Below are 15,006 nucleotides of genomic sequence, written 5' to 3'. Positions count from 1 at the left end.
GTCCAGTCTACGAGGGCTGCACGCCGTCGGCGCCGAGCCGACGCGGCCGGGCGGCACTCGTCGCCCGGGCGTACGCACGTGGGAGGGCCGCGAGCAGCGCATCGACATCACTGGGGACGGTGGTGCGCCCGAGCGTGAGCCGCAGCACCGACCGTGCCACGTCCTGGTCGCGCCCGAGAGCGAGCACGACGTGCGAGGGCTCCGCGACACCGGCTTGGCACGCTGACCCGGTCGAGACCGAGATCCCCTCCTGATCGAGCAAGAACAGCATCGTCTCCCCCACCGCCCCCGGCAGGTGGACGTGCACGTTGCCGGCGAGGCGGTCTCGAGCATCGCCCAGCAGCTCGGCAGCCGGGATCGCGGCGCGGATGCCGGACCAGAGCCGATCGCCGAGCGCCCCCAGCCGCTTCTGCTCGCCGACGCGTTCGGCCTCGGCATCCTCGAGGGCGACAGCCAGCGCCGCGGCGCCGGCGATGTCCTGCGTGCCGGAGCGCAGCCCGCGTTGCTGACCGCCGCCGTGTAGGAGCGCCGCGATGCGGGCGTGACGCGACACGACGACGGCGCCCGTGCCGACGGGCGCTCCGACTTTGTGCCCCGAGACGCTGAGCGCGACGAGACCGACGCCGGGCGCGGCACCTCCGCGCCAGGCGGAGAACGACACCGGCAGGTGACCCATGGCCGCAACGGCGTCGAGGTGAAGCGGAACGTCGGCGGCGGCGGCGGCCGCCGCCAGCTGAGCGGCATCCTGAACGGTTCCGACCTCGTTATTGGCGACCAGGGCGGTCGCCAGCGCCGCGGGAGCGGGGGCGGTCAGCGCCGTCCGGAATCCGTCGAGGGGAATGCGGCCGACCGGGTCGAGCGCGACGGCGCGCACGCGCGCGCCCCGCGCGCGCAGCCAGTCGACGGTGTCGATGCTCGCATGATGCTCGCCGTCGGGCAGCAGCACGGCCTCACGGTCGCCGGCTTTGCCCCACCACAGACCCTTCAGCGCCAGGTTGATACTCTCGGTCCCGCCGGAGGTGAGCACGACCTCGATCGGGTCGCAGTCCAGCACCGCGGCGATACGCTCGCGCGAGTGCTCCAGCAGCCGTCGTGCCGCCTGCCCGGCACCGTGCACCGACGACGCATTGCCCGTCAGCGTCGCCGCTGCCAGCCATGCCTCGCGGGCGCTCTCGCGCAGGGGCGTCGACGCCGCATGGTCGAGATAGATCGACATGACGCTCCCGCACTCGTGACGACGCGGACTCACCGCGTCACTACTCTAGAGCGCATGGCCAGCCCGAAGCCGTCCCCTATCGTCGATGCCCACCCCGCCCCGCCCGCACCGTTCCTCGGGCCTGCCTATGACCGGCTCGGCGTCACCCTCGGGCCCGACGGCGGGACCCTTCGTGTGTGGTCGGAGGACGCGACTGGGATCGATCTGGTCGTCTTCGACGCGGACGATCTCGACTGGATCACCGCGAGCATCCCGCTGACCCCCGCGGGCGACGACGTCTGGGAGGTGACGACGCCGCACCTGCGCGTCGGCGCGTGCTACGCGCTTCGCGTCACGGGTCCGGCCGGCCCCGGGCAGACCTTCAACCCCGAGAGCCTGCTCCTGGATCCCTACGCGCGAGGCCTGGTGCCGGTGCGTATCGGCCAGTGGCGCGCGACCGTCGTCGACGACGAGTTCGACTGGACCGGGATCGCGCGTCCGCAGACGCCGATGGACCGGACGGTGATCTACGAAGCCCACGTGAAGGGGCTCACCAAACGGCACCCCGACATCCCGCCGGCGCTGCACGGCACGTACGCGGGACTCGGGCATCCGGCGATGATCGCGCACCTGCGCGGGCTGGGTGTGACCGCGGTCGAACTCCTGCCGATCCACGCGTTCGAGACCGAGCCGCGCCTTCTCAATCAGGGGCTGACGAACTACTGGGGCTACAACACCCTCAACTTCTTCAGCGCGCATGCCCCCTACGCGACCGCCGACGCCGTCGCCGCCGGCCCCGACGCGGTGCTGCGCGAGGTCAAGACGATGGTTCGCGATCTCCACGCCGCGGGCATCGAGGTCATCCTCGACGTGGTGTACAACCACACGTCCGAGCTCGGTCTGGGCGGACCGCGATCCAGCTTCCGTGGTATCGACAACCGCGGCTACTACCGGCAGCAGGACGACGGCGCCTACATCGACGTCACCGGGTGCGGCAATGCCGTCAACACGGCGACGGGCGCCGCCGCGCGTCTCGTGCTGGACTCCCTGAGGTACTGGGCCGACAACGTGCAGATCGACGGTTTCCGCTTCGACCTGGCCGTGACCCTGGGGCGTGGTGGCGACAACGCGTTCGATCCTGAGCACCCGCTGCTTCGGGCGATCGTCGAGGATCCGTCGCTCGCGGGCCTGAAGATGATCGCCGAGCCCTGGGACGTCAGTATGGGCGGCTGGCAGACGGGCAACTTCGGCACGGGCTGGGCCGAGTGGAACGACCGCTACCGCGACCGCGTTCGCAACTTCTGGCTGAGCGACATCGATTACGCCCGCCGCGCCTCGACGTCGCCCGTCGGCATCGGGGGTTTCGCCACCCGGCTCGCCGGCTCGTCGAACACGTTCAGCGCCGAGCGCGGACCGCTCGCGAGCGTCAACTTCGTCACCGCGCACGACGGTTTCACCCTGCGTGACCTCGTCTCCTACGACGTCAAGCACAACCTCGGCAACGGCGAGCAGAACCGCGACGGCGCCGACACGAACCGTTCTTTCAACCACGGTGCCGAAGGGCGCACCGACGACGAGGCGATCCTGGCGACGCGCCGAAAGGCGATGCGCAACCTCATGGGAACGCTGCTGTTGTCGGCCGGTGTGCCGATGATGACCGCGGGCGATGAGTTCGGGCGGACGCAGCGAGGAAACAACAACGCCTACTGCCACGACTCGCCTCTGACCTGGCTCAACTGGGAGCATGCTCCGTGGCAGGACGACCTGCTGGCTCACGTGCGTCGACTCATCCAGTTGCGCCGCGACAACCCCGCCCTGCGGCCGCGTCGTTTCGCGCGTGACGCGCACGTCGTGCCCAGCGCATCGGTCATCGACTGGTACGACGAGAACGGCGAGACGATGTCGATCGAGCGATGGACCGATCCCGCGCACCGGACCCTGCAGTACGACGCGGCATCCACACCGGAAGAGGAGGATCCGAACCGGATCCTGCTGGTCGTGCACGGCACCGAGCGCGCGGTGGACGTGACGCTCCCCACGATCGACGGCGTGGCCGGTTACGTGTCGCTCTGGTCGAGCGTGCCGGATCTTCCCGACACGACCGAGCCGGTGTTCGCCCCGGGCGATGTCCTCACCTTGCCGGGTACCGCGCTTCACCTGTTCCGGATGCAATGACGCGACCCGGACTCGCGGTGGTGTGCCCGTCCGGGGTTCGACGGTAGGTTCGAGTCGTGGCTTCGACGACGCGCTCCGCTTCTTCCGTTCCTCCTCGCGCGACGACGCTGCGCAGCGCTGCACCGATTCCGGTACGCCCGGTCACCGCGTGGCGCGGCGTGACCGACACGCGGGCGGGACGGATCCCGATGGCGCTGGCGCACCCGTCCGTCCCGGACGCGCTGTTTCTACCGTCCGCATTCTCCGGGGAGGCGGTTCCGTTCGTGGTCACCGCCTTCCGCGAGGGGCACGACCGGATCGGCGTGCACGTGCGGCTCTTCTCCCCCTCGGGAGAGGAGTCTCTGCATCGGCTGTCTCCGCTCGGTGACGGTTTCGATCGCTGGAGCGTCGACATCGCGCCGCTCGAAGAGGGAATCTGGCGGTTTCGCTTCGAGGCCTTCGGCGACGATGTCGCGACGTGGGATCACGCAGCGCAGCTCAAGATCGCGGCCGGCGTCGATGCGCCGCTCATGCGCGAGATGGGCGCCAGACTGTTCACCGACGCGGCCCGGGAGAAGGACCGCCCCACCGCCGAGCGCACTGCCCTGAACGCTGCCGCCCGCGCACTGCGCGAGCAGAGTACGAGCGACGACGAGGCGTTGGCGGTCATGCGCGATCCTGCGATCCGCGCCGCCTTTCGCGCCCGACCGGTTCAGTCGCTCCTCACGACAGGTCCCGACCTCGAGTTGCGGGTGGAGCGGGAGCGCGCGGGCGTCGGCGCCTGGTACGAGTTCTTCCCCCGGTCGGAGGGCGCGAAGCGGCTGAAGGACGGGTCGATCAAGAGCGGCACCTTCCGCACGGCGATCAAGCGCCTGCCGGCCGTCGCCGCGATGGGCTTCGACGTGCTGTACCTGCCGCCGATCCACCCGATCGGCGAGGTCAACCGCAAGGGACCCAACAACACGCTGACCGCGGGTCCGAGCGACCCCGGCTCCCCCTGGGCCATCGGGTCGGCCGCCGGCGGCCACGACACCGTGCACCCCGATCTCGGCACGCTCGCCGACTTCCGTGCTTTCGTGCGTGCGGCGCGCGCCGAGGGACTCGAGGTCGCGCTCGACCTCGCGCTTCAGGCGGCCCCCGACCATCCGTGGGTGGCGGCTCATCCGGAGTGGTTCACCACGCTTCCGGACGGCACGATCGCCTACGCGGAGAATCCGCCGAAGAAGTATCAGGACATCTACCCGATCAACTTCGACAACGACCCCGCCGGTATCCGCGCCGAAGTCCTCCGCATCGTGCGGCATTGGATCGCGCAGGGCGTGAAGATCTTCCGCGTGGACAACCCGCACACCAAGCCGCTGCAGTTCTGGGAGTGGCTCATCGCCACGGTGAACGCCGAACACCCCGACGTGGTCTTCCTGGCCGAAGCCTTCACCCGTCCGGCCCCCCTGCAGGCGCTTGCGCAAGCCGGGTTCCAGCAGAGTTACTCGTACTTCACGTGGCGCAACACGAAGGCGGAGCTGGAGGAGTTCCTCCACTGGATCTCCCACGACACCGCGGACTTCATGCGGCCCAACCTCTTCGTCAACACGCCCGACATCCTCACCGAGTACCTCCAGTACGGCGGCCGTCCCGCCTACAAGATTCGCGCAGCCCTGGCCGCCACCGCGGGCGCCTCCTACGGCGTGTACGCCGGCTACGAGCTGATCGAGAACGTGGCCCGGCCCGGGTCCGAGGAGAACCTCGACAACGAGAAGTACGAGTACAAGCTGCGCGACTGGGATGCCGCGGCATCCCAGGGACTGACCATCGCTCCCTACCTGACGCGCCTCAACGAGATCCGCCGCGCTCACCCGGCGCTGCGACAGCTGCGCGACATCTCGATCCATTGGAGCGACGACGACGCGATCCTCGTCTTCGTCAAGCACCTGCCCGCGGCGCTGAGCGTCGACGGGGTCGACGACACGATCATCGTCGTCGCGAACGTCGACCCGCATTCGACTCGCCAGACCACGGTGCACATCGACTCCACCGTGTTCGGCGTGGCGCGCGGCGCCGACTACGTCGTCGAAGATCTCGTGACGGGCGCGACGTGGACCTGGAACCAGGACAACTTCGTCCGTCTGGACGCGTTCGACGAACCCGTCCACATCCTGCACGTGAAGGAGACCCGATGAGCGACATCTCCGACCAAGTCCTGGACACGGTCGCGACCGGCTCCTACCACGCCCCGCACGACATCCTCGGCCCGCATCGACGCACCGACGGGTCGTGGGTGATCCGCGCACGCCGGCCGATGGCATCATCGGTCACGGCCGTGGCGGACGACGGCACCGAGATCCCGCTCGAGCACGTGCGCGCCGGAATCTGGGAGGGCCAGAGCCCCACGCAGCCCCGCGCGTACGAACTGGTGGCCACTTACGAGGGCGGCGCCGACTACCGCGTCGACGATCCGTACCGTCATCTTCCGACCCTGGGTGACGTCGATCGTCATCTGATCGCCGAGGGTCGCCATGAGCAGCTCTGGCAGGCACTCGGTGCCCACGTTCGCCATTACGACGCGGTCAGCGGCGTGTCGTTCGCTGTCTGGGCGCCGAATGCGCGCGCTGTGCGTGTCGTCGGCGACTTCAACGCGTGGGACGGCCAGGGGCACGCGTTGCGCAGCCTCGGCTCCAGCGGCGTCTGGGAGTTGTTCGTGCCCGGGCTCTCTTCCGGCGCGGTCTACAAGTACGAGATCCTCACACGCCACGGCGGGTGGATTCTCAAGGCCGACCCGATGGCACAGCGTGCCGAACTTCCTCCGGCGACCGGGTCCATCGTGACCGAGAGCGCGTACCGCTGGGGCGATGAGGAGTGGATGACCTCACGCGCCGGACGAGACGTGCTTTCGCAGCCGATGTCGACGTACGAGTTGCACCTGGGATCCTGGCGACCGGGGCTCGGGTATCGAGACGTCGTGGAGCCGCTGATCGCGTACCTCACCGAGACCGGATACACCCATGTCGAGTTCCTGCCCCTGGCCGAGCATCCGTTCGGTGGCTCGTGGGGGTATCAGGTCAGCGGGTACTACGCTCCGACGAGCCGTTTCGGCAGTCCCGACGACCTGCGCCACCTGATTGACCGACTGCACCAGGCCGGCTTCGGCGTCATCATGGACTGGGTTCCGGGCCATTTCCCGAAGGACGCGTTCGCGCTGGCCCGTTTCGACGGCGACCCCCTGTACGAGCATCCCGATCCCCGCCGCGGCGAGCACAAGGACTGGGGCACGCTCATCTTCGACTACGGCCGCAACGAGGTGCGCAACTTCTTGGTGGCCAACGCCCTCTACTGGCTGGAGGAGTTCCACGTCGACGGTCTGCGGGTGGATGCCGTGGCCTCGATGCTCTATCTCGACTACTCGCGCGAGGCCGGCGAATGGGAGCCGAACATCTACGGTGGACGAGAGAACCTGGAGGCGATCCGGTTCCTCCAGGAGGTCAACGCCACGGCATACAAGCGCTACCCCGGCATCGCCATGATTGCGGAGGAGTCCACCAGCTATCCCGGCGTCACCTCGCCCACCAGCGCCGGTGGCCTCGGGTTCGGGTTCAAGTGGAACATGGGCTGGATGAACGACTCGCTCGAGTACATCAAGCGCGACCCGATGTACCGCGGCCATCACGAGGGCGAGCTGTCGTTCTCGTTCGTCTACGCCTTCAGCGAGCACTTCATCCTTCCGATCAGCCACGACGAGGTCGTCCACGGTAAGGGGACGCTGTTCACGCGGATGCCGGGAGACCATTGGCAGAAGCTCGCCAACACCCGCGCCTTCCTCGCGTACATGTGGGGCCATCCCGGTAAGCAGCTGCTGTTCATGGGGCAGGACTTCGGGCAGCTGTCCGAATGGTCGGAGGGCCGCGGACTGGACTGGTGGATGCTCGATCAGCCTCCGCACCGGCAGCTTCTCGACTTCGTCGGCGCGCTCAATCGCGTCTACCGTGAGAACCCACCGCTGTGGGCGCGCGACAGCGACGGCTCCGCGTTCCGGCGCCTGGGTGCTCCCACCTGGAACCCGAACGTCATCGCCTTCGCGCGCGTCGACGACCACGGCAACACCGTCGTCGTGGTCTGCAACTTCTCCGGTGTTCCCCTTCACGACTACGCCCTGGACCTGCCGGCGGGCGGAGCGTGGCGGGAGCTGCTCAACTCCGATGCGCAGGCTTACGGCGGCTCGGGAGTGGGGAACTTCGGCACGGTGCACGCCGATGACGACGGACGCGCGACACTCGTTCTGCCCCCGCTCGGCGTCCTCTGGCTCGGCCGCCCGGCGTAGGTGCCGGCGTCCGATGCCGGAAGAGTCGGTGTCAGAACAGCAGTGAGGTCAGCCGGCCGCGGGCACGGATGACGCGCGCGTCACTGTTCCCGATGAGTCCGAAGAGCTCGATGAGGCGGTCGCGGACGGCGCCGCGCTCATCGGACGGCAGCGCGGCGAACAGGTCGAGCAGCCGCGCGAACGCGTCGTCGATGTGACCGCCGGCGATGTCGAGATCGGCGACGGCGAACTGGGCCTCGATGTCGGTGGGCGCGGATGCCGCGGCATCCCTCGCCTGCTGCAGGTCGAGCCCCTGCACGCGCTGCAGGAGGCGCACCTGGCCGAGACCGGCCTGAGCCTGCTCGTCGCGCGGGTTCTCCGCGAGCGCCGCCTCATACGCCGAAACGGCGCGCGCGTAGTCGCCCGCCTCGATCGCATCGAACGCCTCCTGGTGTCGCGGGGGCAGTGCGGGCTCGTCGGGTTCAGCCGACTCGGCGCCGTCGACGGGGACGGTGCCCGTGACTCCGTTCTGGGCTGCCAGCTGCAGCAGCTGGGCGAAGACGTCGCGTACCTGCTGCTCCGGCACCGCGCCGGTGAACAGCGGAACGGGCTGACCCGCAACGAGGGCGACGACCATGGGGATCGACTGGGCGCGGAAGCCCTGGGAGATCTGCGGGTTCGCATCCACGTCGACCTTGGCCAGCACCAGACGTCCGGCGAGCTCGGTGACGACCTTCTCGAGGATCGGACTGAGCTGCGTGCAGGGACCGCACCACTCGGCCCACAGATCCACCACGACCGGCACGGACCGCGACAGCTCGAGCACCTGACCGAAGCTCTCGTCGGTCGCATCGAAGATCAACGACGGGCCGGGGCCCGCTGAGGGCGCCGTTGCGGAGCCGGCGGGTGCCGACGGGCGAGAGCGCAGGGACGACAGGTCGACGGCACCGCGCAGCACGGCGCCCGAGGTGGGATCGCTCACTTAGGGGGCTACTTTCGCGTCGAGGATGGAGGTCGAGTACCCCAGCAGCTGGATGCGCTTGCTGGAGCTCTGGGAGGGGACGAAGAAGAAGAGCTGGTCGACGAAGGTCGTCGTGAAGCCCGTCGAGGACTGATTCACGCCGGTGAGGGTCTGCACGATCGCGTTGTTGTCGAGCTTGATCACCGCGTCGGTGTTGGTGGGCTTGACGGTGTCGCTCTCGTGCACGGTCACCGCAACGATCGCGCCCGAATCCAGCGTGGCCAGAGAGATGGGTTCGTCCGGCCCCGCCGATGCCGCGTAGGTCAGCGTCCCCGTCTGCGCGCCGGTCTGGTTGAACGCCTGCAGCCGGGAGGCGCGGTTGTCGGCAACGAGCTTTCGGAAGGGGTCGTTCGTCGAATCGAACTGCGCCGCGAACGCGCTGCTGTCACCGTTGGTGAGGATGTCGGCATAGGCCGCGGCCACCTTGTTGGGGGCGAGCGCCAAGAAGGGCGAGTCGGGGTCGATCGAGATCGCGCCGACGTACGAGGGCGCGAGATTGAGACTGGCCTGCGACACCAGCTCGGCCTCCCGCGTGACCTTGTAAGGCGACCAGGGGTCCTCCTGGGTCACGCTGAGGATGACGTCTCCGGTCTCGATGACCGCGAAGAATGTGCGCGGCCACCCGTCGTAGGCCTCGGGCAGGATGATCTTGACAGGCTTGTCGGGCAACGCGCTCAGTGCCGTGTGCCCGGCGACGTCGCGGAGCTTGTAGTCCGTCTCTCGGGCCGCCAGAGCAGAGCCCGTCAACCGCAGCGCAGCCGCCGCGGGATCCTTGGCGGCATCGGCCTTCGCCACCTGCTCGGAGACGCGCGTGAGGATGCGCTCGGCCTGCTGCTGGGTGACGGCGGGCCGTCCCTGATCCTGCGGCACGACGACACTCTCGGATGCCGTGGGCGTCGGCGTGCCGGCGAACTGCGGCCAGGCATCGGCAGTGCAGCCGGTGAACAGCAACGCGGCGACGCCGACGGCCGGAACCGCGATGAGTGAGCGCTTGCCGCGGGTCAACTGACGACGCGAGGGCGTGGCGCTGATGACGCCCTTGTCGGCCCCCGCGACCGCGACGTCGATGGGCTCGGTCACCGGCATCGGCAGACCCTTGCGGCGCGGGCCGCGCGATCGGCGTGCATGCCGCACGCCGAGGACGTACACGATGATGCCGATCAGCAAGAAGATGCTGCCCAGGACGATGAGAGGACCCGCCCACGGGGTCGTCGCTCCCGTCGGCCAGGTCACGGTGAGGCTGCTCGGCGCCGGCTTCACACCGTCGGTGGCCACGAGCAGGCTCATGTCCGCCGGAAGCTGCAGGGGGGTGATGAGGACGTCATCCTGCTGGAACTCATCCAGCCAGAGATCCGAGCCGACGGGGGTGATCGGCGCGCTGCCGGCGGCCGGCGGGTTCTTCGCCGCGACGGCCGTCGTCGTGGTGGCTCCCCCATCGACGGTCACGTGCGTGTACGAGGACGGCGTCAGCCAGGCTTCGAGGTCGGCCGTGCGCCCGTACGAGGCGAAGATCGTGCCCGCCTCCTGGACACGGAGGGTCTGTGAGCCGGCGTGGCTGTTGAGCACGCTGCCATCGATCAGGATGTACGGCGCGTCGCCGGTGACGGAGATCGTCTCGCTCTCGGTCCGCGGACCCTGCAGCACGGTGCGCTGGGCGATACCGGCGCCGATCATGACCGCAGCCAGCACGAAGGCCGTCACAGCCCAGACGAAACGCACGTAAGACACCTCCCGCGCGCACCGCAGACGGGATCGCGGCGCGCAATCGACGTTCCAGCCTAGCGACATCCTGCTGTGCGTCGCCCGGGAGGACCGTGATACCCCCGACGACCGCCGCGGCCGCGTCGCCCGCGAAAGCGCCGCGCGGTGCGTATTCTGACATCACCATGAAGCTGCAGCATCCGTTCCGCACGGCTCTCGTCGCCACGCTCGGCGTCGGCGTCGGCATCCTGCTCATCACCAGCGTGCAGTCGCTGTCGACGATCCTGCTGTACGTGGGGACGGCCCTGTTCCTCGCGCTCGGGCTCGATCCTCTCGTCAGCTGGCTGGAGCGTCGTCGCCTGCCGCGGTGGGCGGCGCTGCTGATCACCTTCGCGGCCGTGCTGGCGGTGTTCACCGGCATCGTGCTGATCGTCATCCCTGTCCTCGTGGGGCAGATCGCTCAGCTGATCACGCAGGTGCAGCGACTCATCGACAGCGCGGTCAACGGCTCGTGGAACCCCGTCGACGATCTGTCGAAGTGGCTGCACGCCACCTTCCCCGCGCTGGATGTCGACATGGCGTTCAAGTACGTGTCCGACTGGTTCAACAGCCTGGACTTCGCGCAGATCGGAACATCGGCCGGCAACGTGATCCTCGGCATCGGCGCCTCGATCATCTCGCTCATTACCGGGGCGATCATCATCCTGATCCTCACGATCTACTTCACCGCGTCGACGCCGTCGCTGAAGGCGTCGGTCGCACAGCTCGTGCCCGCCTCGAAGCGGGCACGTTTCGTCGACCTCTCGGAGCAGATCACCGCATCCGTGGGTCACTACGTCATGGGGCAGGTCACGCTCGGTGCCATCAACGGTGTCCTCAGCGCCGCCTTCCTCTCGATCATCGGGGCCCCGTTCCCGGCCGTGTTGGCGGTGATCGCGTTCTTCTTCTCGCTGATCCCCCTCGTGGGCACACTCACGGGTTCGGCGATCATCGTGCTCACCTGCCTCATCCCCGGACTCAGCTCGCCGCTGACGGCGATCGTGGCGCTCGTCTGGTACGTGGTGTACATGCAGGTGGAGGCCTACCTCCTCTCGCCGCGCATCATGAACCGCGCGGTGTCGGTGCCCGGCGCCGTCGTGGTGATCGCAGCGCTGGCCGGAGGCGCCCTGCTCGGACTCCTCGGCGCGCTCATCGCGATTCCCGTTGCCGCGAGCATCCTGATCATCTACCGTCAGGTGATCATTCCTCGTCAGAACGAGCGCTGAGCCCTACTGCTCGTCCCATTCGGTGGCGAGGGGCAGCGCGTCAGGGTTGACGGCCGCGACGATCTCCGTGAGAACGCGGCGCGTCTGCGTCTCCCCCACCCACAGATGCTTGCCGCCGTCGACGGCGATGACCCGCGCATGGTCGATGGGGGCGAAACGGTCGTGAGCTTCGGCGGGGCGGAGGTAGTCGTCGAACTCGGGGATGAGAGCCACCACCTGCCTGGTCTCTCCCCGCCACGCGGCGACGTCCGCCGCGGTGGCGCGATGCAACGGCGGGGAGAGCAGGATGACACCGTCGATCGCGTGATCCCGCCCGTACTTCAGAGCCAGTTCGGTACCGAAAGACCATCCCACGAGCCAGGGATGCGGCAGAGCCCGCGCCTCGACGAAAGCGAGCGCCGCGGCAACGTCGAACTCCTCGGCGCGTCCGCCGTCGAAGCCACCCTCGCTCGTTCCGCGGGGCGACGTCGTGCCCCGCGTGTTGAATCGCAGGACGGCGAGGTCGGCGAGGGCCGGCAGACGTCCGGCGGCTTTCCTCAGGATGTGCGAATCCATGAAGCCGCCAGCTGTGGGCAGCGGATGCAGTGTCACGAGCGTGGCGACCGGGTCGCGGTGCGCGGGCAGCGCCAGCTCTCCGACGAGAGTCAGCCCGTCGAGCGTTTCGAGCTCGATCTCCTCGCGCCGCGCGGGCAGAAGTACCGGTCCGCGAATCTCCATCTCATGCCACCTTCCAACAGGCCGTGTGCCAGTGCCGCCGCGCGGCCAGATCCGCGGCGTCGCCCAGGACGCCGTCCGCGCGCCACACCACGACGTGAGCCGTGCGCGGCGCTATAGATCGGCCGCACCCCGGGCAGACGTAGGTCTTCTGCGCCTGGACGGCACTGACCGGTTGCACGGTCCACTCGACGCCGCGCCGGGACTCGGTACGCTTCCAGCCGCTCAACAGCCGATCGAACGAATCGTCGGCTGGTGAGGGCTGCCGTCGGTTCGCGCGCGGCATGTGCTCAGTACCACCCCGTGGACTGTGAGTGCGACCACGCCCCGCACGGGCTGCTGTAACGTCCCCCGATGTAGCCGAGGCCCCAGGCGATCTGCGTTGCAGGATTGGTCTCCCAGTCTGCGCCCGCCGACGCCATCTTGCTTCCCGGAAGCGCCTGCGGGATGCCGTAGGCGCCGCTTCCCGCGTTGTAGGCGCCCACTCGCCATCCGGACTCCTTGTTCCACAGGGCGACCAGGCAGGCGAACTCGTCGTCGCCCCAGCCGCGCTGCTGAACCATCCCGTACGCGATGGACTGTGCAGTGCCCGGGTCGGGTGCGACGAACGGGGGCGACCACGACGAGCTCGACGTCGACGATCCCTTCGCTGCCGACGGCGTGGGCGTCGGCGTGGGCTTGGGCGTGACGTACACGCTGTACACGACTGAGTCGCGGCCGAGACCGGCTGTCTGGTCGGATGCCGCGAGGTACGCCTGTGCGTTGGCGATCGTCGACGCGTAGAGAGAGATGGGGGCGACCTCGGCGGCCTGGGCACGCGGGCTCGTCGCCGTCATGGGTCCGATATACGCGGCACCGAATCCGAGAACGGCGAGCACGGCGAATCCGCTCATGACTCCGCGCCGTCGCGACCACTTCGCCGTGGGGGCAGACGGACGCACGCGACGCGGGGAAACCTGATTTCTCCGTGCGGCGCGCGTCTCGGGAACATCGACGCGGGAGGGCGTCAGTTCGGCGTCGGCAGTCACAGTCCTCCGATTCTAGCGCGCTGCTCCGAGCCCGCCAGGCTGTCCTGATCAGACGACGGCGAGCATGACCTCTACGGTGGCGTCCAGGACAGCGTCCACTTGCGCCTCGCTGTAGCCCCGTCGCTGCATCCGGAAAGCGACCGAACGCACCTGGTCGACGGTCACCGGTTCGCCGCTCTCGAGGAAGCGTGCGATCTTGTCGGCGACCAGATCGACCTCGTCGACCCGGTAGCCGAAGCGCAGCATTGCGACGCGGCGGAAGCGACGGCCCTTGGGGCGGGTGAGGCGATCCAGCACCTCCTGGGCCAGCTTGCGCGACTGTCCCACCCATGCTCGTGCGCCGCGACGAGACAGTGCCTGCTCGCGTTCGCGGGCGGCGAACGCGTCTTCGATGCGGCTGAGAGCCGCATCGACCGCGACCACCTGATATCCGCGCCGCACGAGCGGAAACGCGGCCGTGCGGACGGCGGCCGCATCGATCTCTGTCGACTGCCCCGACTCGAAGGCCGCGCGGGCGCGGGCCAGGAAATCGTCGACGGCATCGGGACGATAGCCGCGGGTGCGGCCGGACGTCAGCGGGAACGGCGGCGCGCTCGTCGCGGGGGCGTCGTTCATGAGACCACCAGGGGAGAGAAGAGGAAATAGAGAGCGAGAGCGGCCGCAGCCGAGGGCAGGATCGAGTCCAGCCGATCAAGCACGCCCCCGTGGCCCGGCAGCCATGAACTCATGTCCTTGATGCCCAGATCGCGCTTGATCATCGACTCGCCGAGGTCGCCGACGGTCGCACACCCCAAGATGAGCAACCCGAAGATCACGCCGGCCCACCAGGGGATCCCGAGGACGAACAGTGCCCACAGCCCGGAGGCGATGAGAGTCGCCAGGGCTCCCCCGGCGAACCCCTCCCATGTCTTCTTCGGGCTGATCCGCGGCGCCATCGGGTGGGAGCCGAACGCGAGCCCGGACGCGTAGGCCCCGGTGTCCGTCGCGACCACGGCGATCAGCATGCCGAGTACCCAGTACTCACCCTGGTCCTGGCGCAGCAGCACGAGAGCGAGACTCGCCAGGAACGGGACGTACAGCGGGAGGAAGCCAGCGATCAGCACATCGCCGAGGACCTCGCCGTATCGACGCCCGTCGCGAGCGACCATCTGCGCGAGCAGGCGCCATACGATCACCGCGGTCACGGCCCCGAAGGTCAACGCCCAATGCGTCAGGTGACCCGCGAAGAAAGCGGAGAGCATGATGACCGCGCCGGCGACGATCTGCGGCCACACATCGACGCGCCGGCCGGCGGTCTGCAGCGCCCGGCTGAACTCGAACACGCCGAGCAGACACACCGGCACCGCGAACACGAGGAAGAGCCACTTGATGAACAGCAACGAGCCCAGCACCACGGCTCCGACCGCCAACCCGATGAGGATCGCCATCAGGAGATTGCGACCGGTGCGCGCATTGATGCGGTCGGTGACTTCCTCGAAGTCGGCGCGAGCTCGGTCCATCTGGTGCTCGATCTCGGTGCGCGCGGCGCGCACGTGAGCCTGGAAGCTCGCCGAGCTTGCGGAGCGCGCGCGATCCCCCTCCGGGTCCGGAACGCCTCCGAGCCCGGCATCTCCCGGCGAGTCGGTGGTCGGCACGTC

The 15,006-nt window shown here is 68.8% G+C and carries 12 protein-coding genes; 4 read left to right on the top strand and 8 right to left on the bottom strand.

The window, feature by feature from the left end:
* Positions 1 to 7 precede the first annotated feature (7 nt).
* Positions 8 to 1,216 (bottom strand): cysteine desulfurase family protein, encoded by a 1,209-nt coding sequence (locus tag HMPREF1529_RS12320; RefSeq protein ID WP_005050271.1) that lies wholly within the window; start codon positions 1,214 to 1,216, stop codon positions 8 to 10.
* Between the two features lie 54 nt (positions 1,217 to 1,270).
* Here HMPREF1529_RS12320 and glgX point away from each other — a divergent pair, with 54 nt between their 5' ends.
* The 3 genes from glgX to glgB all read left to right on the top strand — a co-directional run bounded on the left by glgX (position 1,271) and on the right by glgB (position 7,661).
* On the top strand, positions 1,271 to 3,370 hold the full coding sequence (glgX, locus tag HMPREF1529_RS12315; RefSeq protein WP_016465050.1) for a glycogen debranching protein GlgX: 2,100 nt from the start codon (positions 1,271 to 1,273) through the stop codon (positions 3,368 to 3,370).
* A 188-nt stretch (positions 3,371 to 3,558) separates the two neighbouring features.
* Positions 3,559 to 5,526, top strand: a complete 1,968-nt coding sequence (locus tag HMPREF1529_RS12310) for an alpha-1,4-glucan--maltose-1-phosphate maltosyltransferase (protein ID WP_016465049.1) — start codon at positions 3,559 to 3,561, stop codon at positions 5,524 to 5,526.
* Complete coding sequence (gene glgB, locus HMPREF1529_RS12305) at positions 5,523 to 7,661, top strand: 1,4-alpha-glucan branching protein GlgB (protein WP_005050266.1); 2,139 nt, start codon at positions 5,523 to 5,525, stop codon at positions 7,659 to 7,661. The genes HMPREF1529_RS12310 and glgB overlap by 4 nt, the downstream gene beginning before the upstream one ends.
* 31 nt (positions 7,662 to 7,692) lie before the next feature.
* Here the strand turns inward: glgB and HMPREF1529_RS12300 are convergent, their stop codons facing one another.
* Positions 7,693 to 8,622: a tetratricopeptide repeat protein gene (locus HMPREF1529_RS12300; protein ID WP_016465048.1), complete on the bottom strand. Its 930-nt coding sequence runs from the start codon at positions 8,620 to 8,622 to the stop codon at positions 7,693 to 7,695.
* Complete coding sequence (locus tag HMPREF1529_RS12295) at positions 8,623 to 10,380, bottom strand: hypothetical protein (RefSeq protein ID WP_016465047.1); 1,758 nt, start codon at positions 10,378 to 10,380, stop codon at positions 8,623 to 8,625.
* A 167-nt stretch (positions 10,381 to 10,547) separates the two neighbouring features.
* Between HMPREF1529_RS12295 and HMPREF1529_RS12290 the strand changes: the two genes are divergently transcribed.
* On the top strand, positions 10,548 to 11,627 hold the full coding sequence (locus HMPREF1529_RS12290) for an AI-2E family transporter (RefSeq protein ID WP_036283736.1): 1,080 nt from the start codon (positions 10,548 to 10,550) through the stop codon (positions 11,625 to 11,627).
* A 3-nt stretch (positions 11,628 to 11,630) separates the two neighbouring features.
* Here HMPREF1529_RS12290 and HMPREF1529_RS12285 read toward each other — a convergent pair whose 3' ends face one another.
* The 5 genes from HMPREF1529_RS12285 to HMPREF1529_RS12265 all read right to left on the bottom strand — a co-directional run bounded on the left by HMPREF1529_RS12285 (position 11,631) and on the right by HMPREF1529_RS12265 (position 15,003).
* The gene (locus HMPREF1529_RS12285; protein ID WP_016465045.1) at positions 11,631 to 12,344 is read right to left on the bottom strand and encodes an alpha/beta hydrolase; all 714 of its coding nucleotides are present in this window, start codon (positions 12,342 to 12,344) and stop codon (positions 11,631 to 11,633) included.
* 1 nt (position 12,345) lies between these two features.
* Entirely contained in the window at positions 12,346 to 12,627 is a 282-nt protein-coding gene (locus tag HMPREF1529_RS16350; RefSeq protein WP_016465044.1) for a hypothetical protein, read from the bottom strand.
* A gap of 4 nt (positions 12,628 to 12,631) precedes the next feature.
* Positions 12,632 to 13,234 carry a hypothetical protein gene (locus HMPREF1529_RS12275; RefSeq protein WP_016465043.1) on the bottom strand — a complete coding sequence of 201 codons (603 nt, stop codon included), beginning with the start codon at positions 13,232 to 13,234 and terminating at the stop codon, positions 12,632 to 12,634.
* 183 nt (positions 13,235 to 13,417) lie between these two features.
* Positions 13,418 to 13,984 (bottom strand): DivIVA domain-containing protein, encoded by a 567-nt coding sequence (locus HMPREF1529_RS12270; RefSeq protein WP_016465042.1) that lies wholly within the window; start codon positions 13,982 to 13,984, stop codon positions 13,418 to 13,420.
* On the bottom strand, positions 13,981 to 15,003 hold the full coding sequence (locus tag HMPREF1529_RS12265; protein WP_016465041.1) for a phosphatidate cytidylyltransferase: 1,023 nt from the start codon (positions 15,001 to 15,003) through the stop codon (positions 13,981 to 13,983). Before HMPREF1529_RS12265 ends, HMPREF1529_RS12270 begins: the two co-directional genes overlap by 4 nt.
* Between the last annotated feature and the right edge of the window lie 3 nt (positions 15,004 to 15,006).

The organism is Microbacterium sp. oral taxon 186 str. F0373 (assembly GCF_000411455.1).
In the GTDB taxonomy this organism is placed as follows: domain Bacteria; phylum Actinomycetota; class Actinomycetes; order Actinomycetales; family Microbacteriaceae; genus Microbacterium.
The sequence above is the reverse complement of the archived record's forward strand: the minus strand, read 5'-3'. Positions and strand labels throughout refer to the sequence as shown.

Bases quoted from the DNA above. Each gene is read 5' to 3' on its own strand.
- HMPREF1529_RS12320 (WP_005050271.1), bottom strand. From the start codon at position 1,216: ATGTCGATCTATCTCGACCATGCGGCGTCGACGCCCCTGCGCGAGAGC.
- glgX (WP_016465050.1), top strand. From the start codon at position 1,271: ATGGCCAGCCCGAAGCCGTCCCCTATCGTCGATGCCCACCCCGCCCCG.
- HMPREF1529_RS12310 (WP_016465049.1), top strand. From the start codon at position 3,559: ATGGCGCTGGCGCACCCGTCCGTCCCGGACGCGCTGTTTCTACCGTCC.
- glgB (WP_005050266.1), top strand. From the start codon at position 5,523: ATGAGCGACATCTCCGACCAAGTCCTGGACACGGTCGCGACCGGCTCC.
- HMPREF1529_RS12290 (WP_036283736.1), top strand. From the start codon at position 10,548: ATGAAGCTGCAGCATCCGTTCCGCACGGCTCTCGTCGCCACGCTCGGC.
- HMPREF1529_RS12285 (WP_016465045.1), bottom strand. From the start codon at position 12,344: ATGGAGATTCGCGGACCGGTACTTCTGCCCGCGCGGCGCGAGGAGATC.
- HMPREF1529_RS16350 (WP_016465044.1), bottom strand. From the start codon at position 12,627: ATGCCGCGCGCGAACCGACGGCAGCCCTCACCAGCCGACGATTCGTTC.
- HMPREF1529_RS12275 (WP_016465043.1), bottom strand. From the start codon at position 13,234: ATGAGCGGATTCGCCGTGCTCGCCGTTCTCGGATTCGGTGCCGCGTAT.
- HMPREF1529_RS12270 (WP_016465042.1), bottom strand. From the start codon at position 13,984: ATGAACGACGCCCCCGCGACGAGCGCGCCGCCGTTCCCGCTGACGTCC.